At 68.0% G+C, this 24,113-nt stretch carries 25 protein-coding genes and 1 pseudogene; 5 read left to right on the top strand and 21 right to left on the bottom strand.

The genetic code is table 11. The annotated features are described in order from the left end of the window. The first annotated feature begins 81 nt into the window (after nt 1-81). Entirely contained in the window at nt 82-732 is a 651-nt protein-coding gene (locus GJV26_RS21070; RefSeq protein WP_155710685.1) for an energy transducer TonB, read from the top strand. A 39-nt stretch (nt 733-771) separates the two neighbouring features. On the opposite strand, the gene GJV26_RS21065 is transcribed toward GJV26_RS21070, so the two are convergent. After that, nucleotides 772-1,503 (bottom strand): class I SAM-dependent methyltransferase, encoded by a 732-nt coding sequence (locus GJV26_RS21065; RefSeq protein WP_155710684.1) that lies wholly within the window; start codon nt 1,501-1,503, stop codon nt 772-774. Between the two features lie 81 nt (nt 1,504-1,584). On the opposite strand from GJV26_RS21065, the gene GJV26_RS21060 reads away from it, so the two are divergent. Then, complete coding sequence (locus GJV26_RS21060) at nt 1,585-2,469, top strand: polysaccharide deacetylase family protein (RefSeq protein WP_229427955.1); 885 nt, start codon at nt 1,585-1,587, stop codon at nt 2,467-2,469. Nucleotides 2,470-2,551: 82 nt separating this feature from the next. Here GJV26_RS21060 and GJV26_RS21055 read toward each other — a convergent pair whose 3' ends face one another. From GJV26_RS21055 to GJV26_RS20965, 20 genes and pseudogenes are all read right to left on the bottom strand, one after another. Continuing rightward, nucleotides 2,552-3,211, bottom strand: coding sequence for a 4'-phosphopantetheinyl transferase family protein (locus tag GJV26_RS21055; protein WP_155710683.1), 660 nt, complete (start codon nt 3,209-3,211; stop codon nt 2,552-2,554). Continuing rightward, complete coding sequence (locus GJV26_RS21050; RefSeq protein WP_229419379.1) at nt 3,150-3,584, bottom strand: excinuclease ATPase subunit; 435 nt, start codon at nt 3,582-3,584, stop codon at nt 3,150-3,152. Before GJV26_RS21050 ends, GJV26_RS21055 begins: the two co-directional genes overlap by 62 nt. A gap of 82 nt (nt 3,585-3,666) precedes the next feature. After that, nucleotides 3,667-4,893 (bottom strand): beta-ketoacyl-ACP synthase, encoded by a 1,227-nt coding sequence (locus GJV26_RS21045; protein WP_155710681.1) that lies wholly within the window; start codon nt 4,891-4,893, stop codon nt 3,667-3,669. Then, nucleotides 4,890-5,639 carry a 3-oxoacyl-ACP reductase FabG gene (gene fabG, locus GJV26_RS21040; protein ID WP_155710680.1) on the bottom strand — a complete coding sequence of 250 codons (750 nt, stop codon included), beginning with the start codon at nt 5,637-5,639 and terminating at the stop codon, nt 4,890-4,892. Before fabG ends, GJV26_RS21045 begins: the two co-directional genes overlap by 4 nt. Then, entirely contained in the window at nt 5,636-6,118 is a 483-nt protein-coding gene (locus GJV26_RS30745; protein WP_371866566.1) for a hotdog family protein, read from the bottom strand. The genes fabG and GJV26_RS30745 overlap by 4 nt, the downstream gene beginning before the upstream one ends. 27 nt (nt 6,119-6,145) lie before the next feature. Then, nucleotides 6,146-7,315, bottom strand: a pseudogene (locus GJV26_RS21035) (beta-ketoacyl-ACP synthase); the annotation flags it as partial. A gap of 39 nt (nt 7,316-7,354) precedes the next feature. Further along, nucleotides 7,355-7,939, bottom strand: coding sequence for a DUF3261 domain-containing protein (locus tag GJV26_RS21030; protein WP_155712631.1), 585 nt, complete (start codon nt 7,937-7,939; stop codon nt 7,355-7,357). 8 nt (nt 7,940-7,947) lie between these two features. Beyond that, on the bottom strand, nt 7,948-9,207 hold the full coding sequence (locus GJV26_RS21025) for an NAD(P)/FAD-dependent oxidoreductase (protein WP_155710678.1): 1,260 nt from the start codon (nt 9,205-9,207) through the stop codon (nt 7,948-7,950). Next, nucleotides 9,182-11,587 (bottom strand): MMPL family transporter, encoded by a 2,406-nt coding sequence (locus GJV26_RS21020; protein WP_229419378.1) that lies wholly within the window; start codon nt 11,585-11,587, stop codon nt 9,182-9,184. The genes GJV26_RS21025 and GJV26_RS21020 overlap by 26 nt, the downstream gene beginning before the upstream one ends. Beyond that, nucleotides 11,587-12,189, bottom strand: coding sequence for a LolA family protein (locus tag GJV26_RS21015; RefSeq protein WP_173346239.1), 603 nt, complete (start codon nt 12,187-12,189; stop codon nt 11,587-11,589). The genes GJV26_RS21020 and GJV26_RS21015 overlap by 1 nt, the downstream gene beginning before the upstream one ends. Next, on the bottom strand, nt 12,186-12,611 hold the full coding sequence (locus tag GJV26_RS21010; RefSeq protein WP_155710677.1) for an acyl-CoA thioesterase: 426 nt from the start codon (nt 12,609-12,611) through the stop codon (nt 12,186-12,188). Before GJV26_RS21010 ends, GJV26_RS21015 begins: the two co-directional genes overlap by 4 nt. Continuing rightward, the gene (locus GJV26_RS21005) at nt 12,604-14,178 is read right to left on the bottom strand and encodes an HAL/PAL/TAL family ammonia-lyase (RefSeq protein WP_155710676.1); all 1,575 of its coding nucleotides are present in this window, start codon (nt 14,176-14,178) and stop codon (nt 12,604-12,606) included. Before GJV26_RS21005 ends, GJV26_RS21010 begins: the two co-directional genes overlap by 8 nt. Continuing rightward, on the bottom strand, nt 14,165-15,139 hold the full coding sequence (locus tag GJV26_RS21000; RefSeq protein ID WP_443094231.1) for a lysophospholipid acyltransferase family protein: 975 nt from the start codon (nt 15,137-15,139) through the stop codon (nt 14,165-14,167). Before GJV26_RS21000 ends, GJV26_RS21005 begins: the two co-directional genes overlap by 14 nt. After that, on the bottom strand, nt 15,136-15,903 hold the full coding sequence (locus GJV26_RS20995; RefSeq protein ID WP_155710675.1) for a glycosyltransferase family 2 protein: 768 nt from the start codon (nt 15,901-15,903) through the stop codon (nt 15,136-15,138). Before GJV26_RS20995 ends, GJV26_RS21000 begins: the two co-directional genes overlap by 4 nt. After that, entirely contained in the window at nt 15,893-17,647 is a 1,755-nt protein-coding gene (locus GJV26_RS20990) for an ApeI family dehydratase (RefSeq protein WP_155710674.1), read from the bottom strand. The genes GJV26_RS20995 and GJV26_RS20990 overlap by 11 nt, the downstream gene beginning before the upstream one ends. 5 nt (nt 17,648-17,652) lie before the next feature. Further along, the gene (locus tag GJV26_RS20985) at nt 17,653-18,198 is read right to left on the bottom strand and encodes a COG4648 family protein (protein ID WP_155710673.1); all 546 of its coding nucleotides are present in this window, start codon (nt 18,196-18,198) and stop codon (nt 17,653-17,655) included. Between the two features lie 4 nt (nt 18,199-18,202). Beyond that, nucleotides 18,203-18,472, bottom strand: coding sequence for an acyl carrier protein (locus GJV26_RS20980; protein ID WP_229419377.1), 270 nt, complete (start codon nt 18,470-18,472; stop codon nt 18,203-18,205). 10 nt (nt 18,473-18,482) lie between these two features. Then, the gene (locus tag GJV26_RS20975) at nt 18,483-18,737 is read right to left on the bottom strand and encodes a phosphopantetheine-binding protein (RefSeq protein WP_155710672.1); all 255 of its coding nucleotides are present in this window, start codon (nt 18,735-18,737) and stop codon (nt 18,483-18,485) included. Then, entirely contained in the window at nt 18,730-19,518 is a 789-nt protein-coding gene (locus GJV26_RS20970; protein WP_229427956.1) for a lysophospholipid acyltransferase family protein, read from the bottom strand. The genes GJV26_RS20975 and GJV26_RS20970 overlap by 8 nt, the downstream gene beginning before the upstream one ends. Beyond that, nucleotides 19,511-20,251, bottom strand: a complete 741-nt coding sequence (locus tag GJV26_RS20965; RefSeq protein WP_155710671.1) for a beta-ketoacyl synthase chain length factor — start codon at nt 20,249-20,251, stop codon at nt 19,511-19,513. The genes GJV26_RS20970 and GJV26_RS20965 overlap by 8 nt, the downstream gene beginning before the upstream one ends. A 457-nt stretch (nt 20,252-20,708) precedes the next feature. Here GJV26_RS20965 and GJV26_RS20960 point away from each other — a divergent pair, with 457 nt between their 5' ends. The 3 genes from GJV26_RS20960 to GJV26_RS20950 are packed head-to-tail and all read left to right on the top strand — an operon-like array spanning nt 20,709 to nt 24,104. After that, the gene (locus GJV26_RS20960) at nt 20,709-22,130 is read left to right on the top strand and encodes a HAMP domain-containing sensor histidine kinase (protein WP_155710670.1); all 1,422 of its coding nucleotides are present in this window, start codon (nt 20,709-20,711) and stop codon (nt 22,128-22,130) included. After that, on the top strand, nt 22,120-22,719 hold the full coding sequence (locus GJV26_RS20955; protein ID WP_155710669.1) for a hypothetical protein: 600 nt from the start codon (nt 22,120-22,122) through the stop codon (nt 22,717-22,719). Before GJV26_RS20960 ends, GJV26_RS20955 begins: the two co-directional genes overlap by 11 nt. Beyond that, nucleotides 22,719-24,104 carry a sigma 54-interacting transcriptional regulator gene (locus GJV26_RS20950; RefSeq protein ID WP_155710668.1) on the top strand — a complete coding sequence of 462 codons (1,386 nt, stop codon included), beginning with the start codon at nt 22,719-22,721 and terminating at the stop codon, nt 24,102-24,104. Before GJV26_RS20955 ends, GJV26_RS20950 begins: the two co-directional genes overlap by 1 nt. Nucleotides 24,105-24,113: the final 9 nt, after the last annotated feature.

Genomic DNA, 24,113 nt, shown 5'->3' with positions numbered 1-24,113 from the left:
TTCCATTTTTGCTATTACATGGAATAGTATACATCCACGACCTAGCAAAATCGACTTCCAACCATCGTCAAGGAGAATGGCATGAACTTCGCCGGTAATTCGCAGAGAAACCCAGCAGGCATCGCTGTCGTCGTGCTGCTGCACGTACTGGTGGCGTTTGTCGCCGTGCAGGGCTCGAAAGTACTGATCCACCGCGCGCCTCCCGGCGTCATCGACCTGGTGCCGGTGGCCGAACTCCCGCCACCGCCGCCACCGCCGCCGGTGCCGATGCCCGATCCCGTGAAGCTGCCGCCCACGACGATTGTCGTTCCCGACCTGCCGCAGGATGTTCCGCCACCGGCCGTGCCGGTGCAAATGGCGACGCGGCCTGCGAGCGAACCGGTACCTCCCGCCACGTCGACGGGCGCCACGGCGACTGCGCAGCACATCGAGCCTGCCGGCAGGACGCCGGTACGGGTCGCGCCGGTGGTCGATGCCGGGGCGTGCACGCGGCCGGAATATCCCCGCAATGCGCAGCGCAACGGCGAAACGGGTACCGTCACACTGGCGCTGCTGGTCGGTACCGACGGCAGGGTTGCGGAATCGAAGGTGGAGAAATCGAGCGGGTCGCGCGAGCTGGACCGCGCGGCGCTGGCGGGACTGTCGTTGTGCCGCTTCCAGCCCGGCACCGTGGATGGCGTGCCGTACCAGTCCTGGACACGGCTGCAGTACCAGTGGAGCCTGGACGATTGAACCGGAGCGCAGGCCGCGCGGGCGCGCGGCCTGCGGGGATCAGGGCTTGCGTGCCACCAGGTTGATCAACGTTTCCTCGCGCACGGCGGGCGGCTTGATGCGCAGTACGCGCTCCAGCATGCCCAGGTCTTCGCGGCTCCACCACAGGAATGGGTACGACACCGCGCTGTCGGGCACGTCGAAGCCGGCGGCCCGCACCATGGCGAGATATTCGGGCGCGGTCTTCTGCACGTCCATCGGGTGGCGGAACAGCAGCCGGATGATCCACGAGTGGATGTAGCGCCGCGTGGATTCGGCGAACAGCAGCACGCCGCCAGGTTTGAGCACGCGGAAGAATTCGGCGATCGCGCGCTCCTGGTCGATCAGGTGGTGGAAGGTCTGGTGGCAGAACAGCAGGTCCACCGAATCGTCCGGCAGCCTGATGTTCGAGCTTGAACAGAGGACGAATTCGGCCGCGATGCCGTGCTGCGCCACTTCCTTGCCGGCAGCTTCGATCATTTCCGGATCGATGTCCATGCCGATCAGCCGGCGCGGCGCGAAGCGCGCGTGCAGCTTCGGCAGCGAACGGCCATAGCCGCAGCCCACGTCGGCCACCACGTCGAAGCTCTTGCGCCCGGCCGGTATCAACGTATCGAGGTCCGCCAGCGCACGTTCCAGCACGTGCACGGTCCAGGTTTCCGTGCGCAGGAACCATTTTCCGAATTCCGTTTCCGGCACGTGCGGCTCGAGCGGCAATGGCGACTGCGACGGCGGCTGTGGCTGAACATTCATACAATTTTCCTCAAATTTCTTGCGGGCGCACCCGCTGTCACCAATTTATAATGCAGCCCCGAATTTCTCACGAGGCTTCACGTGCCGTTCCGACTACTTTTCTGCCTGTTGCTCGCCGCGGCCACGCACCTTGCGCATGCCGCGCAGGAAGGGGCGGGCGCATCGGCACCAGGCCCCGCACCGGCCGCGCCGGCTCCCATACGATTCCTGCTCACCTTCGACGACGGCCCGAGCGGTTCGAGCGGCGACAACGCCACCGTGCGCGTGCTCGACACGCTGGCCCGCAACGCCGTGCAGGACGGCATCAAGGCCGTCTTCTTCACGCAGACGCGCCACTGGCACGGCGGCGGCACGGCCATCGGCCGCGCGCTGATCCGGCGCGAGCACGAGGCCGGCCATGTCGTCGCGCTGCATTCGGCCACCGCCACGCATGCGAACCACCGCTTCATGAGCGCGGAGGAACTCGACGCGACGCTCGGCCGCGGCGTGGACGACCTGCGCACGCTGACCGGCCGCGCGCCCATGCTCGTGCGCCCGCCGTTCTGGGCCTACGATGCCGCCACGCTGGACGGCTACCACCGCCACGGCCTGCACATGCTGCTGACCGACCTGAACGCCAACGACGGCAAGATCTGGGGCGTCAACTTCAGCTGGCACAAGCGCTCCAACATGCTCAGGATGCTGGCGGAAACCCGCAAGCGCTGGGCCGCCGGCGCCATGCACATGGTCGACGGCGCCACGCCGGTCGTCGTCACCTTCCACGACGTGAACAGCTACACGGCGCGCAACCTCGAGGTCTACCTGCAAATCCTGCTCGACGTCGCCCGCGAACTCGACATCCCCGTCGCAGGCAAGCCGTTCTACGACGACGGCGGCGCGCTCGAACGCGCCGCGCTCGCCAGCACCGTACGCAGCGCCGCCGAACATCCGCAGCTGCCGGGGCTGTGGAACTGGCTATGGCAATAACCCGTTACCGTCGGCGCTGCCTTGGTGTCAGACACCTTTTCCGGGTGATTCATCTGGAAAAAGTGTCTGGCACCGGTTTTCCTCAGAGGCATACAACCTCCACCCCCAGCGGCACTGCCAGCTTCGCCGCAGTGCACACCACCACCGACAATTCCGGATGCGCCACTTCAATGCATTCCGCTGCCTCCACCCCCAGCTTGATCCGCGCCTCCTGCCGGCTCCACGTCCGGTAGAACGCATCGAGCCGTTCAGCCGCCGGCAGCGCCGCCAGCCGCGCGCACGTGGCGCCGTCGAACGCGTGCGCCGCCAGCGCGTCGATGTCGCGCGAGGCTTCCTTCATTTCGATATCCACGCCCAGCGCCGTGCCGGTGCTCAGCGCGCAGGCCACCCAGTGGCCGCTGTGCGACACCGACAGGCCGGGCAGCGGCACACCGGGTGTCACAAGCCACGGAGCCCGCCCCGGCGCCCCGCCCAGTTCCACCGCCTCCGCCGGCACATCCAGCAGCGCCGCCACGCCGATGCGCAGCAGCGCGCGCGCGGCGATGAACTGGCGCCGGCGCGCTTCGCGCACGAAGGTGCGCTCGCGCTCGCCGGGGCCGAGCCAGCGCCCGTAGTGCGCCAGCCGCGCTTCATCCAGCCCGTCCGTCCGGGCCAGCCAGAGGTGCGCGGCCGCCGCCACGTTACTCGGCCAGCTTGACGAAATCGGCCTTGAACGCCACGCCGCTGACGATATTGCCGTCATGGCATTCGAATTCCGTCTGGCTCGACATTTCCTTGTGCTTGTAGTTGCTGACGATATTGACCACGGCATTCGCGCCCACCGACTCGGCCTTCTTCTTCAGCGCCAGCATCGCCGACAGGAAGGCCCAGTGGCACGCTTCCTCGGGGCTCTTGCCCACGCTGTTGGTCTTCTGGCTGGTGCTGTCCGACGTGATCTTCGACTGCACTTTCGGGGTTTTCTGGTCGCCGAAGTAGAACTTCACCGTGTCGCCCAGGCGCCCTTGCGCATCGTTGACGGCCAGCGCGTTCGCGATCGGTACCATCATTGCGCGGTCCGCCGCGGTGGCCGGCAGGGTGGCGGCACCCGAGGCGGCCGTCAGAACCAACATCAACATCGCTTTTTTCATTTTTCTTCCTTTGCTTTGGTGGTTAAATCTGCTCGTGAATCCATCGGCGGCCTGCCCGCGGGCAGGCCGGTCAGACGCGCTTGAAGATCAGCGACGTGTTGATGCCGCCGAACGCGAAGTTGTTCGACATTACGTATTCGCACCGCAGTGCGCGGCCTTCGCCGGCGATGAAGTCGAGCGGTGCGCACTGCGGGTCCACCGCATCGAGGTTGATCGTGGGGGCGAACCAGCCTTCGCGCATCATCTCGATGCTGATCCAGGCTTCCAGCGCGCCGCAGGCGCCAAGCGTGTGGCCCATGTAGCTTTTCAGGGAACTGACCGGCACGCCGGTGCCGAACACCTGTAGCGTGGCGTTCGACTCGGCCACGTCGCCCTGCGCGGTGCCGGTGCCGTGCGCGTTGACGTAGCCGATCGCGGAAGGTGCCAGTCCGGCATCCTCCAGCGCCAGCAGCATCGCCGTCTTCATCGTTTCCGCATTCGGCTGCGTCACGTGCACGCCGTCGCTGTTGGTGCCGAAGCCCACCAGTTCGGCATGGATCGCGGCACCGCGCGCCAGCGCATGTTCGCGCTCTTCCAGCACCAGCGCGCCGGCGCCCTCGCCGATCACGAGGCCGTCGCGGCCGGCATCGAACGGCCGCGGCGACGTGTGCGGCGCATCGTTGCGCGTGCTGGTCGCGAACAGCGTGTCGAACACGGCCGCTTCGGTGGCATCGAGTTCCTCGGCGCCGCCGGCCAGCATCGCCGTCTGCGAACCGCTCTTGATCGCCTCGTAGGCATAGCCGATGCCCTGGCTGCCCGACGTACAGGCGGACGACGTGGTGTACACCCGCCCCGTCATGCCGAAGAACACGCCGATATTGACGGGCGCGGTATGCGCCATCATCTTGATGTAGGTGGTGGCGTTGATGCCCTTCGTCGTGCGGTCTTCCATCATGCGGCCGAAGTCGCCGATGGCGCTCGGCGTGCCGGCCGACGAGCCGAACGACACACCCATCCGGCCGGAAGTGAGCAGTGGATGGTCGAGCAGGCCCGCATCGAGCAACGCCAGTTCGCTGGCGCGCGTGGCCATCAGCGCCACGCGGCCCATGCTGCGCGTGGTCTTGCGGTTGTAGCGCGCGGACAGTTCGAACGGCGCGGCGGGCGCGCCCAGGTTGGTGTTCAGGCCATCGTAGTTGGCCCAGTCTTCCATGCGCACGATCGCATTGCGGTATTCGCCCAGCCGCTGGCGCACCGCGGCCCAGTCGTTGCCGATCGGGCTGATGCCGGCCATGCCGGTGACGACGACGCGGCGGCTCATGCCAGGCCGCCGTTGACGGAAATGACCTGCCGCGTGATGTAGGCGGCGTCCTCGCCCATCAGGAAGCTGACGGCCGCGGCCACCTCTTCCGGCTTGCCGATGCGGCGCGCCGGAATCATCTTCAGTGCTTCTTCCATCGGCACCTCGCTTGTCATGTCGGTTTCGATCAGGCCGGGCGCCACGCAGTTCACGGTGATCGCGCGCTTGGCCAGTTCCAGCGCCAGCGCCTTGGTGGCGCCGATGATGCCGGCCTTGGCGGCGCTGTAGTTGACCTGGCCGCGGTTGCCGACCAGGCCGGACACGGAAGCCAGCGTGACGATGCGGCCTGGTTTGCGGCGCTGTACCAGCGGCATCACCAGCGGGTTCAGCACGTTATAGAAGCCGTCCAGGTTGGTGCGCAGCACCAGGTCCCAATCCTCGCCGGACATCGCCGGAAACGCATTGTCGCGCGCGATGCCGGCGTTCGTGACGACGCCGTAGTAGCAACCGTGTTCGGCGATATCCGCTTCGAGCGCCGCGGCGGTCGCGGCGCGGTCGCTCACGTCGAACTGCAGCACCCGGGCAGCCCGACCCATTTCGACGATCTGCGCCGCCACGATTTCCGCTTCGGCACGCCCGCTGCGGCAATGCAGCACCACGTCGTAGCCGTCGCGTGCCAGGCGCAGCGCGACGGCCTTGCCGATGCCGCGCGACGATCCCGTGACCAGCACGCTCATGGCCCTGTTTTGAAGTTTAACCTTGCTCATCCTGCTATTCCACCTTGAAGAAACTCGTTGACATTGTCGGGCTGGTACACCGTCACGGTCGCCGTGGCCACGGTGCCGCCCTCGCTGTCGATCCGGCATTCGAACGCCCCCAGGCCGTTATCGCCCTGCAGCACGCGGTGCGCATGCACGCGCAGCACGCTGCCGGCCGGGAACGCGGGCACGCTCGCCTCGTATTTGCGCGATCCCAGCAGGAAGCCCACCTTGACGGCGTCGCCCCGCTGCCGCGCCAGCCAGCCGGCGTGCGCGGCGATCGCCTGCGCCATGTATTCGATGCCGACCCAGGCGCCGACGGCAGCGCCGTCGCAGAACATGCTGTCCGGGCGGATCGTCACTTCGGTGCACAGGTCGTCGTTGCCGGCGCTGACGACGGTATCGAGCAGCACCATGCGGCCGGAATGCGGCAACAGATCGGCAATGGGCACGGCAGCCGGTGGAAGGGCCGCCGCCGTTTCAGCCATCGGTTCCGCCCCCGCCGATCCGGTGCTGCTCAACACCAGTACCGCGTTCGAACCGCCGAACGCGAACGACGTGCTCATCGCATGGCGCAGCGGCCGGCCCAGCGTGCCGCCGGCCGGCACCAGGTTCAGCGCCGGCAGCGCGGCGTCGGCGGCGCCGTCCCACAGATGCGGCGGCAATGCGCCCTGCCCATTGCCGGGTTGCAGCGCCAGCCAGCACAGCGCAGCCTCCACGGCCGCCGCCGCGCCCAGCGTGTGGCCGGTAATCGGCTTTGTCGAGCTGACCGCCACTTCGCAGCCGAACAGGCCGGCGATGACCTTCGATTCCATCGCATCGTTCTGCTGCGTGGCCGTGCCGTGCATGTTGATATAGTCGATATCGGCCGGCCGCAGGCCGGCGCGGCGCAGCGCCTCGGTCATGGCGATGCGCGCGCCCTCGCCCGCAGGGTCCGGCGCCGACATGTGGTGTCCGTCCGACGATTCGCCCCAGCCGGCCAGCGCCACCGCCGCCGGTTCTCGCGTGAGCAGGAACAGCGCGGCGCCCTCGCCGATATTGATGCCGTGCCGGTTCGCGCTCATCGGGTTGCAGCGCTCGGCGCTGACCGATTCCAGCGCCGAGAAGCCGGCCACTGTGAAGGCGCACAGCGAATCGACGCCGCCGGTCAGCACCGCGTCGCACAGGCCCATGCGGATCAGCCGGGCGGCGCTGGCCATCGCCTTGGCGCTCGACGAACAGGCGCTCGAATGCGCGTAGGCAGGCCCTTCGAGCCCGAGCTCGTCGGCCAGCATCGCGGCCGGCGAACCCATTTCCTGCTGGCCGTAATGGAAACCCGGGGCCAGTTCGCCGTGCGCGGCGCGGTGCATCAGCGCGCGCTCCGTTTCGGCGATGCCGGACGTGCTGGTACCGACGACGACGCCCACCCGGTGCGCGCCGAAGCGCGCCACGGCCGCGTCGACCGCCGGGCGGATCTGCGCCAGCGCGGCCAGCGCCAGCGCGTTGTTGCGGCTGCGCTGCGCCGGCGGCAGGTGCGCCACCGAAGGCAGTGCCCCGCGTACCTGGCCCAGCGGCAGCTCGCGCCCGGGCGAGCAGTCCGCCGTGGGCAGCACGCCGGAGCGGCCGGCGAACAGGTTCGCCCGCACCTCCTCGAGGCAGGATCCCAGCGCGCACACGATGCCGCATTCGTTCAGGTAGACGTTCATTGCACTCTTGGCTTCACTGTTGCTTTACTGTGTTCGACATTACTGCGATTCGGTCGGGGCGAACTGGATCGTCAACCGGTATTTATACCGCAGGTTTTCCAGCACGACCGTGCCGCTCCAGCGCGGCTTGCCGCTGTAGGCGATCCGCATGATCGGTTCGTCCTTCAGGTACAGCGTGCGCTGCAGCCCGTCCTCGGCGATGCGCCAGCCCTCCGGCAGCGCCTGCGCCACCGCTTCGACCGGCCACAGCGTGAGCTGCATGTCTTCGAGCACGTCTTCGGCTCGCACCTGGCGCGGCAGCATCGCGTGGCGCCATTCCTTCACGGCCTTGCCGTCGTAATGCACCGACAGCACGCGCTGGCCGAACGCCAGGCCGACCATGTCGATCGCCTCGGGTTCGACCTGCAGCGCCACGTCCATGTCGTCGATGCGGCCGGCGCGCTCCACCTTCAGGTGCTGCTGCACGCTGATCGACTGGCCCAGCGCCGCCGGCGCCAGCTTCAGGCCCAGCCGGGCCGGCGACGGCGGCGCCGAGGCGCAACCGGCCAGCATGGCGGCAAGTGCGACGCTGGACAGTACCGCGGGAAGTGCGGCGGACAGCGCGGCGGGCAGCGCGGCGCGCATGCGCGAAGTCAGGACAGTTCGCACGCCGCCTCCAGCGCCGCGAGCCGCCGCGCGGTGTCCTTCACATACGGATTCGACCGGTCCCATGCATAGCCGGCCAGGATCGCCGAGATCATCCGGCGGATTTCCGGCTGCTGGCGCTGGTGGAAGATGATGGTCTGGAAGCCGCCCCTGTACCACGACTCGACGAAGGCGCGGAACGTGTCCACGCCGCGCCGCAGCGGCACGCCGTAGTCCGCCTGCCAGTCCACCGTCTCGCCGTCGAACTGGCGTTTCAGCGCAGCGGCGGCCAGGCTCGCCGAGCGCACGGCGATCGTCACGCCCGACGAGAACACCGGGTCGAGGAATTCGCCGGCATTGCCCAGCAGCGCGTAGCCTTCGCCCCACAGCCGGTCGACGTTGGCCGAATAGCCGGTGATCTGGCGCGCCGGGGTATCCCACGCGGCGTTTTCCAGCAGCGCTGCCAGCGACGGCTCCTCGGCCACGATCATCTGCAGCCGCTCGGTGGGCGAACCCTGGTATTGCTCCAGGAACGACGTTTCCGCGACGACGCCCAGCGAGCAGCGGCCGCCGGCGAACGGAATGGTCCAGAACCATACATTGTTGTGCTTCGGGTGCACGGTGACGCGGATCTTGCTGCGGTCGAATCCCGCTCCGGATCCCGTGGCGGGAGCGATACCGTCGGCCACGTGGGTGAAGATCGCGCCGCGCACCGGGAAGTTCGACGGCGTTTCCAGCTTCAGCAGCCGCGGCAGGATGCGGCCGAAACCGCTGGCATCGAGGATGAAGCCGGCGTCGACCTGGTATTCGTCCCCCTCGGGATTCCTGACGGTGACGAGCGAGCGCCCGCCCGGCCGGCCCAGCTCGATGTTCAGCACTTCGTGGCGGAAGCGGATCTCCGCGCCCTGCTTTTCAGCCTCTTTCGCCAGCAGGTGGTCGAAGTCGGCACGCTGCACCTGGTAGGTGGTGCCCCAGCCATCCGAGTGCTTGTCGCGGAAATCGAAGTCCGTGTACACGCCATCCTTCATGAAGGCGGCGCCGTTCTTGAACTGGAAGCCCGCCTCGACGACGGCGCGCAGCATGCCCGCCTCTTCGAGGTACTGCATGCTCTGCGGCAGCAGGCTCTCGCCGATCGAAAAGCGGGGGAACTGTTCGCGCTCGATCACGAGCACCTGGCGGCCCTGCCTGCGCAACAGCGCGGCGGCCACGGAACCGGCGGGGCCGGCACCGACGATCAGGATTTCAGCGGATTCCAATTGTTTCTGCATTTGCTTTCTCTTTGATGGTGGTCGATGTACCGAAACAGGGAACCGTCAGCCACACCAGCAGTGTGCCCAGCAACATCGTCAGTCCGAACGCCTGCAGCGCCGGGGTATGCGACAGGCCGAGCAGGCCGAACGACAGGATCGTGTTGGCCGCCGCCAGGCCCACGGCCAGCCAGGGCGTGGTATCGCGGCGGTTCGCGCAGTTCGTCGCACCTTCCTGCATGAAGATGCCGTAGTCGACGCCGACGCCGAGCAGCAGCATCAGCGCCAGCACGTGGAACAGCTGCAGGTTCTGGCCCGCCAGTCCCAGGATCGCCAGCGTGGCCACGCTGGCCAGCGCGGTCGGCGCGATCACGCGCCATGCCCTGCCCCGGTAGCGCGGCAGCAGCAGCACGAACACCACGCAGTAGGCGCCCAGCACCACGAAGCCCATGTTCACGCGGTAGCGGCCCAGCACCGAGGAAATCTCCGCCACCTTGTCGACCCACTGCACGCCGGCCAGGCCGTCGGCCAGCGGGCGCACCGCCGGCACGGCGGCCATCGACAGGCCGCGCAACGCGACGATGCTGGCGTATTGGCCATGCTCCCTGCCCAGCCACAGGTGGCGCCACGGCTCGCTCGCCGGCGCTTGCAGGAAGGCGTCGACATCGAGCGGCGTGCCGGCGGCGCGCAACGCATCGGCCGTGGTTCGCACCCATGCGGCATCCTCCTCCGCCTGCCGGGCGACGGCGGCGAGCGGCCCGTCCACGCCCAGCAGCTTCAGGTCGACCAGGGCGCGGCGTTCCCGCTGCGTGCGCGCCGACGGCACCCAGTTCGACATGGCCTGGTAACCCGAGAGCTTGCCGGCGGCAATCAGTTTGTCGAGCCGGCGCTTGAGCGCTTCTTCGCGCTGCAGAACCGTCTCGGCCGAATCGCCGCGCACCAGGAAGAACTGCACCGGCGTGGGCGCGTCGAGCAGCTTGCCCAGCTTGATCTGGTCGTCGACCAGGTGCTTCGGCGGATTCTGCAGCAGCCGGATATCGTCGTTGGCGCCCAGCTTCGAGATGCCGAGGACCGCCACCGCGCCGAACACGCCCGCCGCGATGAACGTGCCGGGACTGGCGCGCAGCAGCGGCCAGCGTGCCAGCGCCGCGCCATACGCACGCACCAGCGCGCCGCCTTTCAGGCTGCGCGGGCCGATCAGCAGGGGGAACCAGCAGATCACCGTCAGCCATGCGAAGAACAGGCCCAGCGCGGAAAACACGGCCATCTGGCGCAGGCCCGGGAACGGCGTCAGCGCCAGGCCCATGTAGCCGATGACGGCGGCCAGCAACGTCAGCGCCAGGCCCGGCAGCAGCTTTTTCAGCAGCGCGCGCGAATCGAGCGCCGGATCGGCCGACAGGCGGTTGCACAGGTAATAGATGCCGTAATCCTGCGCCACGCCGACCAGGCTGGCGCCGAAGACGAGCGTCATCAGGTGGATCTGCCCGAACAGCAGCCAGCAGACGGACAGCGCGCCGAGCACGCCCACGCCGATCGACAGCAGGATCAGCGCGATCGGCTTCAGGGTACGGAAGGTGAACCACATCAGCAGGATGATGCCGGCGATCGAGCCCACGCCGATCGTGTGCATCTCGCCGCTGGCCTGCGCGCCGGCGTTGGCCGCGTGCAGGATCACGCCGGCCTGGATCAGCCTGGCCTGCGGCGCGGCCTTGCGCGCCGCCGCGCCGGCTTCCTCCAGCATCGGCAGCACCACCCCCTGGGCGGTCATCGACAGTGCCGGCACCTTCAGGGTCAGCGGCAGCAGCACATACTGGCTTTCATTGTCGGCCACGAACAGGTGGCCGTCGCGCGGCCGCACCGGCGTTTCCTGTGCCCGCTCCTGCACCCAGCCCGAGAACAGGCCGAACGGGTCGTCCTGCCAGGCGCCCAGCCTGGGGCCGCCGAACGGCGCATACAGTTTCGCCAGCGCCTGCTGCGTCCAGAATGCCGTGCCTTCCTTTTCGAGCTGCGCCTGCTGTGCGGGCGACATCAGCACCAGGCGGTGTTTCTGGAACAGCGACAGCCACTCGGCCTGTACGCCCTCGCCGGCCGACGCCGCGGCGAACAGGTCCGGCCGCTTGGCCAGCACGGCGGAATACGCATCGGCGGCGCGTTTCGCATCTTCCCATTCGGCCGCGCCGACCAGCACGATCACGCGCTGTTGCGCCGCGTCCACCATGTGGGCGAACGATCGCTGCAGGATCGGGTCGCGTTCCTGCACCGGCAGTAGCGCCATGATGTCGGTATCCGGCACGATGCGCTTGACCACCCACAGGTAGCCGTTATGGCCCACCAGCAGGGCCACGGCCACCAGCCACGCCAGCGCGCCCAGCGACAGGTTCCTGCGCCCTTTCGTCATCATCAGAACAGCGCCGCCTCGTCGGCGGACATCGCCTTGTCGCCGGCCTCGATCTTCGAGAACACGATGCTGGTACGGTCGCCGGACGCTTCGCTGATGACGATGTTGTTGACGTAGGCACCGCCATCGAGCCTGATCGTGCCGATCGCCTTGGCCAGCGCGGGTTCGCGCGCCTCCAGGGTGACGTTCCAGCTGTCGGCGCCCACCGTGCCGTCCACCTTGAACAATTGTTCGAGCTGCGCCAGGTCGCCGGCCAGCAGCGAGAACAGCACCTGGTTGATCATGCGAACCGTCGGTTCGGTCTTCGCATCGAGGCGCATCGACACGCGGTCGCCCTGGTAGTGCACGATCTCGCCCTTGGTCAGGCGCAGCGTGTTCGGGAACGGTTGCAGCGTGCGCCACAGCACGCCCTTTTCCTGCACCACGCAGAAGCGGCCGCTGGCGGCCAGCGGCTTCTTCATGCCGGCCAGCGTCTTGCTCTGGTCGAAGCGGCCGCACATCACCTTCGGCTTGGCCAGCATCGCCTGGATCTTCGCCACCGGCACGGCGGCCTGCGCGCCCATGGCCGATACCGCCAGCGCCAGCGTCAACATCAGTTTTTTCATGCAATCCCCAGTTTCTTCATCAGCACGGGTGGCGACACGTAGCACATCTCGTTCGTGGCGATGTTCACCGCCACCATCGTCGTCGTGGCACGGTTCAGCCGCTTGCCCGACGCGGCGTCCGTGATCAGGTAATCGATCTTCAGGCAGTTTTCCCATTCGACGATGTCGGCGCGCAGCCGGATCTTCTGGCCGAACGTGGCCGGCGCCACGTAGCGCAGATGCATGTCGATGACCGGCCACGCGTAGCCGGAGGCCTTCATCTGCGGGTAGTTGTAGCCGATCTTGTCGAGCAGCGCGCAGCGCACCACCTCGAGGTATTTCACGTAGTTGCCGTGCCAGACGATCTCCATCGGGTCCAGGTCGAAGAACTGGACTTCCATGTCGACTTCCGCGAACCAGCGGCTTTCCTTCGCTTTACGCATACAGCTCCCAGGCCTTGCCGTGGATGCGGTTGACGAGCCTGCGCAGTTCGCCGTCCAGGCGGCGGTCTTCGTCGATCGGGGCGATGTCCAGCGCCTCCAGCATCGCCGCCAGGTGCGGCTGCAGCGCCAGTTCGGGACTGACACGGCCGCGCAGCCAGGCGCCCTGCCGCACCGTGACCAGCAGCGCGGCCACGACCTGCTCGGTCAGTTCCAGCACGCGCAGGCAGTCGCGCGCGGCGATCGTGCCCATGCTGACCTTGTCCTGGTTGTGGCACTCGGTCGAGCGCGAAAATACCGAGGCCGGCATCGTCAGCTTCAGCGCCTCGGCCGTCCACGCCGAAGCGCTGATCTGCAGCGCCTTCAGGCCGTGGTTGATCGCCGCGCGCGGGCCGGTGCTGCCGGACAGATTCGCCGGCAGGCCGTTGTTGTAGCGCGCGTCCACCAGCAGCGCCATCTGGCGGTCCAGCAGGTCCGCCACGTTGGCCACGGCGTTCTTCATGCCATCCATCGCGAAGGCGATGTGGCCGCCATAGAAATGGCCGCCGTGCAGCACGCGCTCGTTGTCGCCGTCGATCAGCGGGTTGTCGTTGGCGCTGTTGAGCTCGTTTTCGATATTCATGCGGAACAAGGGCATCGCATCGGCGAGCACGCCGATCACGTGCGGCGCGCAGCGGATCGAGTAACGGTCCTGCAGGCGCTTGCCGTTGCGCTCCCACTCGGTGGTGGGCAGGTCTTCGCGCAGCATGGCCGCCACGCGCCCCATGCCCGGATGCGGTTTCACCGAGAACAGCACCTCGTCGAAGTGGTGCGCATTGCCATCGAGCGTGTACGACGCCAGCGCCGTGATCCGCGTCGCCAGTTTTACCAGGTAATCGGCGCGGTCGTAGGCCAGGCAGGCCAGGGCCGTCATCACGGCGGTGCCGTTCATGATGGCCAGCCCTTCCTTCGGGCGCAGGCGCAGCGGCGCGATGCCCGCTTCGCGCAATGCCTTCGCCGCATCCACCACTTCGCCGTTGCGCCACACTTCGCGCTCGCCGCACAGCACGGCGGCCAGGTACGACAGCGGCGTGAGGTCGCCGGAAGCGCCCACCGAGCCCTCGGACGGGATCAGCGGCAGCAGGCCGGCATCGAGCAGGCGTGTGATCTGCAGCAGCAGTTCGACCGACACGCCGGAATACCCCTTGGCCAGCGACGCCAGCCGGGCGGCCAGGATCGCGCGCGTCTGCGCCGGGTCGAAATGCCGGCCCAGGCCGCAGCCGTGGTAGGTGTACAGGTGGTGCGGCAGTTCAGGCACCAGTTCCGCCGGCACGGTCACGGTGCACGAATCACCGTAGCCGGTCGTCACGCCATACACGGTGCCGTCCTCGCGCAGCAGGCGGTCGAGGAAATCGGCGCCGCGCGCGATCGCGGCGCGGAACGCCGGGTCCGGCGACAGTTCGGCGCCGGCGCGGCCTTGCGCGATGTCGACGATGTCTTCGATCGCCAGCCGGTCGCGGTCGAAGCGGACCGCGCGCCGCGTGGCCTGCTTGTCGACAACACTGCCGGCGGGATGTTCAGCGTGATGCATCGTTGTGTTCCTGTTGTTGTTCACTGGCCGGCAGGTGCCAGAAGTCGTAGAAATTGAACCACTGCAGCGGTGCGCGCGCGGCGTGGTGTTCGAGCCGGCGCGCATAGGCCCCGGCCAGCCCGGCCAGCGCCGCGGCGCGGTCCTTGCGCGGCAGCCGCACCCCGTCCCGGAAATGTTCGATGTGCACCTCGGTGACGCCGTTAACGCACACGGTGAACAGCAGGTAGACCGGGCACTGCAAAATTCCGGCCAGCAGGTACGGGCCGACCGGGAACGGCGCCGGTTCGCCCATGAAATCGGCGCTGGCCACATGCTCGTTGCCGGAGACCGGCACGCGGTCGCCGGCGATGACGACGAACTCGCCGCGGCCGATCCGCTCGGATAGCATCATCGCCGTGGCCGGCGTCATTTCCGTCACCTGCAGCAGGTTGGTCTGGCTGGCGGGATTGAGCTTGCCCATCAGCCGGTTGAACGCCTGCGCGTGCTTGGTGTGCACCAGCACGGTGGACTTGATGTCGTTGCGCTGGCGCGACAGTACGCGCGTCAGTTCCACGTTGCCCAGGTGCGAGCAGACCAGCACGCCGCCGGTGCCGCGCGCCACCGCGCTTTCGATCACTTCGGCGCCATGGAACTGCACGTTGTCGAGCCGGTACAGGCCGCCCCACAGCAGCAGCTTGTCGAGCAGGTTCTCGCCGAAACTGGCGAAGTGCGCCAGCACGCCGGGCACCCGCCTGCCCGTGTGGGCGCGCACGCGGCGCAGGTAATCGCGCGACGCGCGCCGCGCCCGGCCCTGCGTGAGCAGGTACCACGCCAGCACCGGGTACAGCACCACGCGGAACGGCCAGCGGCCGAACATGCGGCAGATCCAGAACATGAAGCGCATGCCGGCGACGAAGCTCACTTCGTCGATCGACGCCCAGTGCCTGCGGCTTTCGTGGAGCTTGCGTTCGCTCGCGCTCACCTGCGCCTCCACTTGCGGACCAGCAGCAGCGGAATGCGCGGCAGCATGCCGAAGAACAGCGCCGTGTGCATGCCCGAGATCAGCACGTTGTCGCGCCAGACGAGGAAGTGCGACACGCCATCCTCCGGGTAGCGCACGCGCGTCGGCAGGTTGACGATTTCCACGCCGCGCCAGTACAGCCGCACCAGCACGTCGGTATCGAAATTCATGCGGCGGCCCAGCCGCCGGCGCGCCGCCAGCGCGTTGACCGCCGCGACCGGGTAGATGCGAAAGCCGCACATCGAGTCGCGGATATCGAACGACAGCGTGTTGATCCACACCCAGACATGGGTGGCATAGCGGCCGTATAGCCGCGCCTTGGGCACCGACTCGTCGTAGATCGGGCAGCCGCAGATCACGGCATCCGGCCGCGCCCTGCCCTGCTCGAGGAAACGGGGCACGTCGGCGGTATCGTGCTGGCCGTCGGCGTCGATCTGCAGCACGTGGCTGTAGCCCAGTTCGGTGGCGCGGGCGATGCCCGCCATTACGGCGGCGCCCTTGCCGCCATTGACCGCCAGGCGTACCAGGGTCACGCGCGCCGGCTCCGCGGCGGCGATGCCGTCCAGCACGCGGGCGCACACGGCCGAGCTGCCGTCGTCGACCAGCACGCAGTGCAGGCCGTGCGCCAGCAGCCGCCCGGCGACGGCGCCGATCGCGCCTTCATGGTTGTACACGGGGACCACGGCGCATGCCCTGAACGGGTCGCTGGGCAGGTTACCTGTCATGGGCCGTCCCGGCATGGAACAGGATGCGCCCGCTGGCGTGCTGGCCGGATGCCGAGCGGTAGGCGAAAGTCAGCTGGCCCTTGGCCGGGTCGTGCAGCAGTTCCAGTTGCACCGGCGTGTCCGGCGTGATCACGTGCTGGAATTTCAGCGCGTGCATCGCCCGGAACGCGGGCGGCAGCGCGAAATGCTCCCGGCCGTAACGGATCGCCCATTCCACCTGCGCCACGCCGGGCAGGATCGGCGCCTGCGTGAAGTGGCCGTCGAAGTACGCCAGGTTGGCGGGCGCGACGATTTCGAGCAGCACCCGGCGCGGCGGCATGGCGTCGTCGCGCTCCAGCTCGCGCACCTGCGGCAGGAGAGGCGCCGGCGACGGCGGTGCCAGCAGCGCCAGCAGCGCGGCCACGGTGGTCTTGCCCTGCGCGTTGACGGGCAACGCGTCGACATAGCGCCAGCGGCGCGGCAGTGCCACCGCGTCCACCACGCCGGCCAGCGCGGCGCGCAGGCGGCCGTTCAGCGCCGGCTTGCCTTCGCCATCGAGCACGCCGCGGCCGGCCGCGGAGGGCACCACGAACGCGGCCAGCACCTGCCGCCGGCCGGTATCCGGTTCGCACAGCGCCACGCGCGCTTCCGCCGCCAGGCCGCATGCCAGCAGGGCCGCTTCGATCGCATCGAGCGAAATGCGTTTTTCCTCGATCTTGGCGATGCGGTCGCCCCGGCCCAGCAACTGGAAGCGCCGGCTGCCCGCCTCCTGCGCGCGGTCGGCCAGTGGCAGCCAGGCGTCGTCCGGCAGGTGCGGCGAGCGCACTTCGAGGAAGCCCTCGTGCAGGCGCCAGGCCACGGTGGGAAACGGCGTCCACGCTTCGTCGCCGACCGCCGGCAGCGCGGCGCGGCGGCGCCAGGCGATGCCGCCCGTTTCCGAGCTGCCGAACACTTCGACGGGTACGCTGCCGAGCAATACGCCACAGGCCTGCGCCGTGTCGGCCGGCAGCGGCCCGCCGGACGAAAACACCGCGGCCAGTTGCTCGCGGGCGCCCCGCCAGTCCAGGTGCGCCGGCAGGCGCTTCAGGTGCGCCGGACTGGCGACCAGCGCGCAGCGCTGCGCCGCCAAAGCCGGCGCCAGCGCTTCCGGGAAGGCGATGCTGGCCGCATGGACCGGCCGGCCCGTGTTCAGCGGCCACAGCACCTTGAACAGCAGGCCGTAGATATGCTGGTGCGACACGGTGGCGATCACCGCCGCGCCGCCGGTATCCTCGCCGAACAGCACCTCCAGCGTGGCGACCTCGCTGGCCATCTGGCGCAGCTTCTTCGGGATCGCCTGCGGCGTGCCGGTGCTGCCGGAGGTGAACACCACCAGCGCATCTGCTTCGGGATCGAGTTGGCGGAGCACCCCGGCAACGGCGGCCGTATCGGCGGCGGCCAGCGGCGCGCACGCGGCCGGAAATTCGCCGATGAAACCGTCCACATGGCCGCGCAGGCTGGCGCAGGTGGCCTCCAGCGTATCGGCCGCCAGCCAGACCGTCTTGCCGGCCTGCCACGCGCCCAGCAGCGCGGCGGCGAATTCGATGCTGTCGTCGACATGCAGCGCGAAGCGCGTGCCGGGGTGATCGCGCAGCAGCGCGTTCCAGGCGGCCAGGCGCGCCAGGAAGGCCGCCGTGTCGACAGCCACGCCGGCGCGCACGCCCACGGGAATGGAAGATGGCCGCGCGGCGAGCCGCACGGCCAGCGTGGCAAGGGATTCAGACATAACGATTAAACATGATGCAGTCGCTTGAAACGCAGCCGAACCAGGAATTCGCTGGCGAACAGCACGCCCATCAGGACATAGGAAACCACGCCGGTGTACAGCGACCATGCCGCATCGCTGGCCCACAGCGCCGTGCCCAGCGCCACGGCGCCGTTGAATACAAAGAAGGCGCACCACACCTGCGTGACGGTGCGCATGTACGCACTCGCCACCGGTGGAAAGTCATCGCCCGACAGCCGCGCCATGCGCTCGATCGCCGACATGGGCGTGGCCAGACTGGCGCCGAAGGCGGCCAGCAGCGCCAGGTTGACCAGCACCGGATACAGTTTCAGCGGCAGCAGCACGTTGCTCCAGACCGCGCAGCCGACCAGCACCAGCGCGCCCGCCACCGACCAGCGGGCGGCGCCCGAGATCTTCAGCGCCGGCAGCCGCGCCGCCGCCGCGGCCAGCAGCAGCAGCGCCAGCCAGCGCGGCTCGAAGCGGCCATGACCGAGCCAGATCGCGAGCGGGTACAGCACCGTGACAACCACGGCCACGACATTGCTCAGCATCCGCTCAGGCCACCGGCTCCGTCATGCCGGCCAGCGCGTCGACCACGTCGCCGATCGTGCGGATGGTCTTGAACACTTCCGGCTGCAGGCGCTTGCCGGTCAGCTGCTTGAGCTTCACGGCCAGATCGACGGCATCGATGCTGTCGATATCCAGGTCTTCGTACAGGTTCGATTCGGCCGTCAGCGACGCCCTGTCCAGCTCGAACATCTCGGCCAGCAGGTCGCTCACCCAGTTCTGCAGCTCTTCGCTGCCCATGGTGGTCAGATCAATCATGTTGCGCTCCTCATCCCTTGCGGTTGGATTCGATCATCGCCGCCAGTGCCCGCACCGAGGCGAAATGGCGGCGCGTGTCTTCCGAGTCGGCCGACAGCGAAATGCCGTATTTCTTTTGCAGGGCCACGCCCAGTTCGAGCGCGTCGATCGAATCGAGGCCCAGGCCGTCGACGAACAGCGGCGCATCGGTATCGATGTCCTTCGGGCTGATATCCTCCAGCTGGAGCACTTCGATGATCAGTTCTTTCACTTCTTGTTCAAGCATGGCCTTGGTACTTCCCCGTAAAATAGTTCTGTAAAAATTCCGTCAGCCGGCGCGCCGCCATTACGTCGCTGCTGCCGTGGATGAAAGGCTCCACCGTCACGTCGTCCTGCACTTCCAGCGAGAAGCGCACCCGGCGCGGCGGCACCCGCCACCATTTTTCACCCTTGCCCAGCGTGGGCGGATCGCAGCGGATCACCACCGGCGTGATGGCGCGCGCACCGCGCACCGCCACGTTGGCGGCGCCCCGTTTCAGGCTGATGGCACCGCCGGCCGGCGTGCGCGTCCCCTCCGGGAACACGATCAGGTTGTTGCCGCGCTCCAGCGATGCGATGCAATCCTTCACCAGATCGCCGCCATCGCCGTCGCCGGCGCCACCACCATTGCTGATATAGCCTGCGGCCCGCACCGGCCCCCGTGTGAACGGGTTGTTCCACAGCGCGCCCTTGACGATGCAGTCCGCGTTGCGCACGAACGCCATCAGGAACACCGTGTCGATCAGGGTCGGATGGTTCGCCAGGATCAGCAGCCCGCGGCGCTCCAGCTTTTCCAGTCCCCGCACTTCGTAGCGCAGCACGCCCAGCGCGCGCATCACGTCGACATAGGCGCGGAACGCCAGGCGGATGATCGTGCGCGCCGTCGTCACGCGCCGCTCGCGGCGCCACACCAGCAGGTGCAGCAGCGGGAACACGGCCAGCCGCATCAGCAGGCCGCCCAGGCCGAACAACGCGAAAGACACGCCGGTGGCGACAACGCGCCAGGCCCGCTCCAGCGTTTCAACCACCGCGGCTCCAGCGCCAGCGCCGCCTGCCGGCGACCCGTTCCAGGACCGGCGCGCCGGCCGCATGGAAGCGCAGTACTTCCAGCGTGCCGGGCGGGCCGCCATGCTCCTCCTCGGCACTGGTGGCCGCCCATTCCAGGGCCAGCCGCTCGCCCGCCCCGTCCGCGGCCGTCATCAGCCACGCGAACGCGTGCGGCTGCTCGGCGCGGTCGGCGAACGGCGCGAACACGTCCGGCAGCGGGCAGTCGGCCGCGACCAGGAGCACCGCCGGTTCGCCGTCGGCCAGCAGGCCGCAAGCCTCGATCACCGCGTGCTCGAGCGTGCTGCTGCCGGCCGCGAGCGCGATGTGGTTGGCACGGTCGCCGCGCGCGATCGAGAACAGCCCCGCATTCGCGTTATGCACCGACATGCCGAATGCCGTGGGCGACAGCGGCACGTTCCCCGCCAGGTCGTCGAGCAGCGCGATCGCGCGCGCCGTCTCGCCATGGCGCGAACAGAACACGGTGGGAACGGCGGCACGCTCGCCGAGCGCCGTGTACGCGACCTCCAGCGCCATCTTGCCCAGCTGGCCAAGGCGCCGCCGCAACATCGGCGGCATCGCGCGCACGCCCGGCTCGCCTTGTGCAGGGATCGGCGCCGGCGCCGTGGCCCAGGCGGCCCAGTCTTCCGCCGACGCCACGCCGGGCGCCCAGGCCGCATGCCCGATAATGGAAAAACTGACGCCTGCCCTGTACATTCTTAATCCCCGTCGCGGTGGTGAAACTCTCTCTGGTGCGCCACTGGGAGTGGATCTGTGGCAGGCAATAGCGGAAATTATAAGCGAGCACTGCTATAAATCACAAAACTATCAGTTAATCGGCGTTGCGTTTGAATCAGTTGCCAGGCAACCCGAAGCAGCGGAGTCTACAGCCCGCAACGCCGTCAAAAGTCGGCAAATTGTCACCAACCTCCGCTTTTTTTGTAACGAATGGCGCCGGCCAGGCAGATTCTCACCAATTGTCACGGTAATATTCGCGCTTCGCTGCCCTGCCCGTAATTGCAAATTACAAATCGATAAAACCTTCAGGTATTGAGGATTGTATTTTTGTAAAAAGCGGCATATCGGCATGCTGATCGATAAAGCAACAACAGAGCCGCAAATTCAACTATTATTCCTTAGTCAACATTAATTGCGCATCATTCCCATTCACCTCATGCCTATCAAGCTCTCCTTCCGGACACTGTCGCTGATCGCATTCCTGCTGATTGCCGCGCTGCTGAGCGCCACATCGGTACTCGCCCTGCTGACGCTGAACCGGCTGGCCGAGGACAGCCGCGAAACGGGCAATAACGCCATCGCGTTGACAGCCAACGCGCAGCGCGTGGCCGAGCGCAGCGTGGCGATGGAACGCAGCGCGCGCCAGTTCCTGGTGCTGGACGATCCGGCGTTCCTGGAACGTTTCAGCGAAGCCTGGCGCGATGCGCTGACCGCGCTGGACGCGATCGCCGCCCAGTTGCCCGGCACCGAGCCGCCCGCCTTTGCCGACTGGCGCCGCAATGGCGAGGCGGCGCGGCAGGCGCTGGACATGCGGGCCGAGCGCCGCAATGCCGCGCAACTGCGGCTCGATGCCGCGCTGGCGCAGCTGCCGGCCATTAACAGCGAGCTCACGCACCACGTTCAGGCCGAGGTGGACCGTCGCAACGCCGCCATCACGGAGGAACTGGAAACGCGCCGCAACGTGCTGCGCGGCCAGCTGGCGCTGGCCATCGCGCTGGCGGCCGTGCTGTCGATCGCGTTCGGGGTATGGCTGGCGCGGCCGTTGCGACAGATCGAAAGCGCGATCGGCCAACTGGGCGGCAACCGCTACGATGTGCCGATCGTGGTGACGGGGCCGGACGACCTGCGCCGCATGGGCCGCCACCTGGACTGGCTGCGGCAGCGGCTGGCCGACCTGGAAGCGGACAAGGCGCGCTTCCTGCGCCATATCTCGCACGAGCTGAAAACGCCGCTGGCCGCGCTGGTCGAAGGCGTGGCCCTGCTGGAGGACGAGGTGGTGGGGCCGCTGGGGCCGAAACAGCATGAGATCACCGCCATCCTGCGGCAGAATACGGCGTCGCTGCAAAACCAGATCGAGGACCTGCTGCGCTACAATGCCGCCAGCTTCGATGCGCAGCACCTGCTGCGCGAACCGGTCGACATGGCGGTGCTGGTGCGCCGCGTGGTCGACAGCCAGCGCCTGCAAACCCAGGCGCGCAGCCTGGTCGTGATGGTCGAAGGCGCCGCGCCGGAGATCGCGGTGGACAGCGCCAAGCTCGCCGTCGTCGCGAGCAACCTGTTATCGAACGCCGTGCGTTTTTCGCCCGAAGGCGGCACGGTGCGTTTCATCCTCGCCCATCGGAACCGCCTGCTGCGGCTGGACTGCATCGACCAGGGGCCCGGCGTGGCCCCGGCCGACGCCCAGCGCGTCTTCGAGCCGTTCTACCAGGGCGAACGCCAGCCGCCCGGCGCACGGCGCGGCAATGGCATCGGCCTGTCGATCGTGCGCGAATACGTTACCGCGCACGGCGGCACGCTGCAACTCCTGCCCTCATCGCCAGGGGCTCACTTCCGTCTCGAACTGCCATATGAAAACTGATCCAAGACTGCCCGGCCGAATCCTCTATGGAGCGCTGCTGCCGCTCCTGCTGGCGCTGTCCGCCTGCAGCACGCCACGCAGCGTGCTGCCGCACTATGGCGCGCTGACGCCCGTGCAGCCGCTGCCCATCAAGGTCGAGCCGGTGGCGTTGCCGGACGAGGTGACGCCGCTGCTCGTGTATCACCAGTCGCTGCGCAAGATGACGCAGGGCGAACTGCTCAAGGAGCTTTCCGGTCTGCTCCAGCAGCAGCGCACGCCGAAGGTAACGCTGCAGACGGGCATGATCCTGATGCTGACGCGCGGCGGTGGCGACCTGGCGCGGGCGCAGGGACTGTTCGATGGCGTTGCCGCGTCGCACGAACCGGGAACGCAGGGCTTGCGCGCCTTCGCGCAGCTGCTGTCGAGTCATTGCACGGAAGCGCGGCGCCTGTACGACCAGGCCGACCGGCTGTCCACGCAACTGAAGGATACGACGCGCAAGACCGAACAGCTGAGCGACACGGTCGAAGCGCTGAAGGCGATCGAACGGGGCCTGCCAGTGCGGCCGGCCAATGGCGCCAATGGCGCATCGACGCCGGGAGCACGCTGATGGCGAACCTGAATAGCGGCGCGCACCTGCTGGTCGTGGACGACGACGACGACCTGCTGCGCCTGATCTCGATGCGGCTGACGGCGAACGGCTACCGCGTGACGGCCGTGGGCAGCGCCGAGGCGGCGCTGGCCCGCATGTCGATCGAACTGCCGTCGCTCGTGATCAGCGACATCCGCCTGCCGGACCGCGACGGCATGGCGCTGTTCCAGGAAATCCGCAGCCAGTACCCGGCGCTGCCGGTGATCCTGCTGACGGCGCACGGCACGATCCCCGACGCGGTCGAGGCCACCACGCTGGGCGCCTATGCCTACCTGACGAAACCGTTCGACGCGAAGATGCTGCTGGACCGCATCAGCCAGGCGCTGGCGCTGACGGCGCCGGCCAGCGTGGGGCCCGAGGGCGACGACAACTGGCGCGCCGAGATCATCAGCCGCAGCCATGCGATGGCCGAGCTGCTGGCCGAGGCGCGGCTGGTGGCGGCCTCCGATGCCAGCGTGCTGATCCGCGGCGAGAGCGGCACCGGCAAGGAATTGCTGGCACGCGCGATCCACCGTGCCAGCCGGCGCGCGAACGCGCCGTTCATCGCCGTCAATTGCGGCGCCATTCCGGAAAACCTGCTGGAGTCGGAACTGTTCGGCCATGTGAAGGGTGCCTACACGGGCGCCGTGTCGAGCCGCGAAGGCCTGGTGCAGGCGGCCGACGGCGGCACGCTGTTCCTCGACGAGATCGGCGACATGCCGCTGCTGCTGCAGGTGAAGCTGCTGCGCGTGCTGCAGGAGCGCGTGGTTCGCCAGCTGGGATCGGACGTGGGGCGGCCGGTGGACGTGCGGGTGTTGTCGGCCACCCACCGCGACCTGGATGCGGCGATGCTCGAGGGGCAGTTCCGCGAAGACCTGTATTACCGCCTGAACGTGATCACGCTGACCCTGCCGGCGCTGGCGCAGCGGCGCGAGGATATCGGCCTGCTGGCGACGCGTTTCCTGCAGATGCTCGCATCGAAATACCAGAAGACCGTGCACGGCTTCGCGCCGGACGCGCTGGAAGCGCTGACACGCGCCGCCTGGCCCGGCAACGTGCGCCAGCTGTACAACGTGGTCGAACACGTGTGCGCGCTGGCCACGGCGCCGCTGGTGCCGCTGACGCTGGTGCACCGCGCGCTGCGCGTGCCCACGCTCGAGGTGCTCAGCTACACGGAGGCCAAGCAGCGCTTCGAACGGAACTATCTGGTGCAGTTGCTGAAGCTAACGGACGGTAATGTCTCCGATGCCGCACGGCTGGCCGAACGCAACAGGACCGAGTTCTACCGCCTGTTGTCGAAGTACGACCTAACCGCGTCGCAGTTCCGCGACGGCGGCACTGTCGCTGACGAGCGACAGGAATAATTTGTTTAA

It is taken from the genome of Pseudoduganella dura, assembly GCF_009727155.1.
In the GTDB taxonomy this organism is placed as follows: domain Bacteria; phylum Pseudomonadota; class Gammaproteobacteria; order Burkholderiales; family Burkholderiaceae_D; genus Rugamonas; species Rugamonas dura.
Note: the sequence above shows the minus strand (reverse complement) of the source record. Positions and strands in the feature narration are given on the sequence as shown.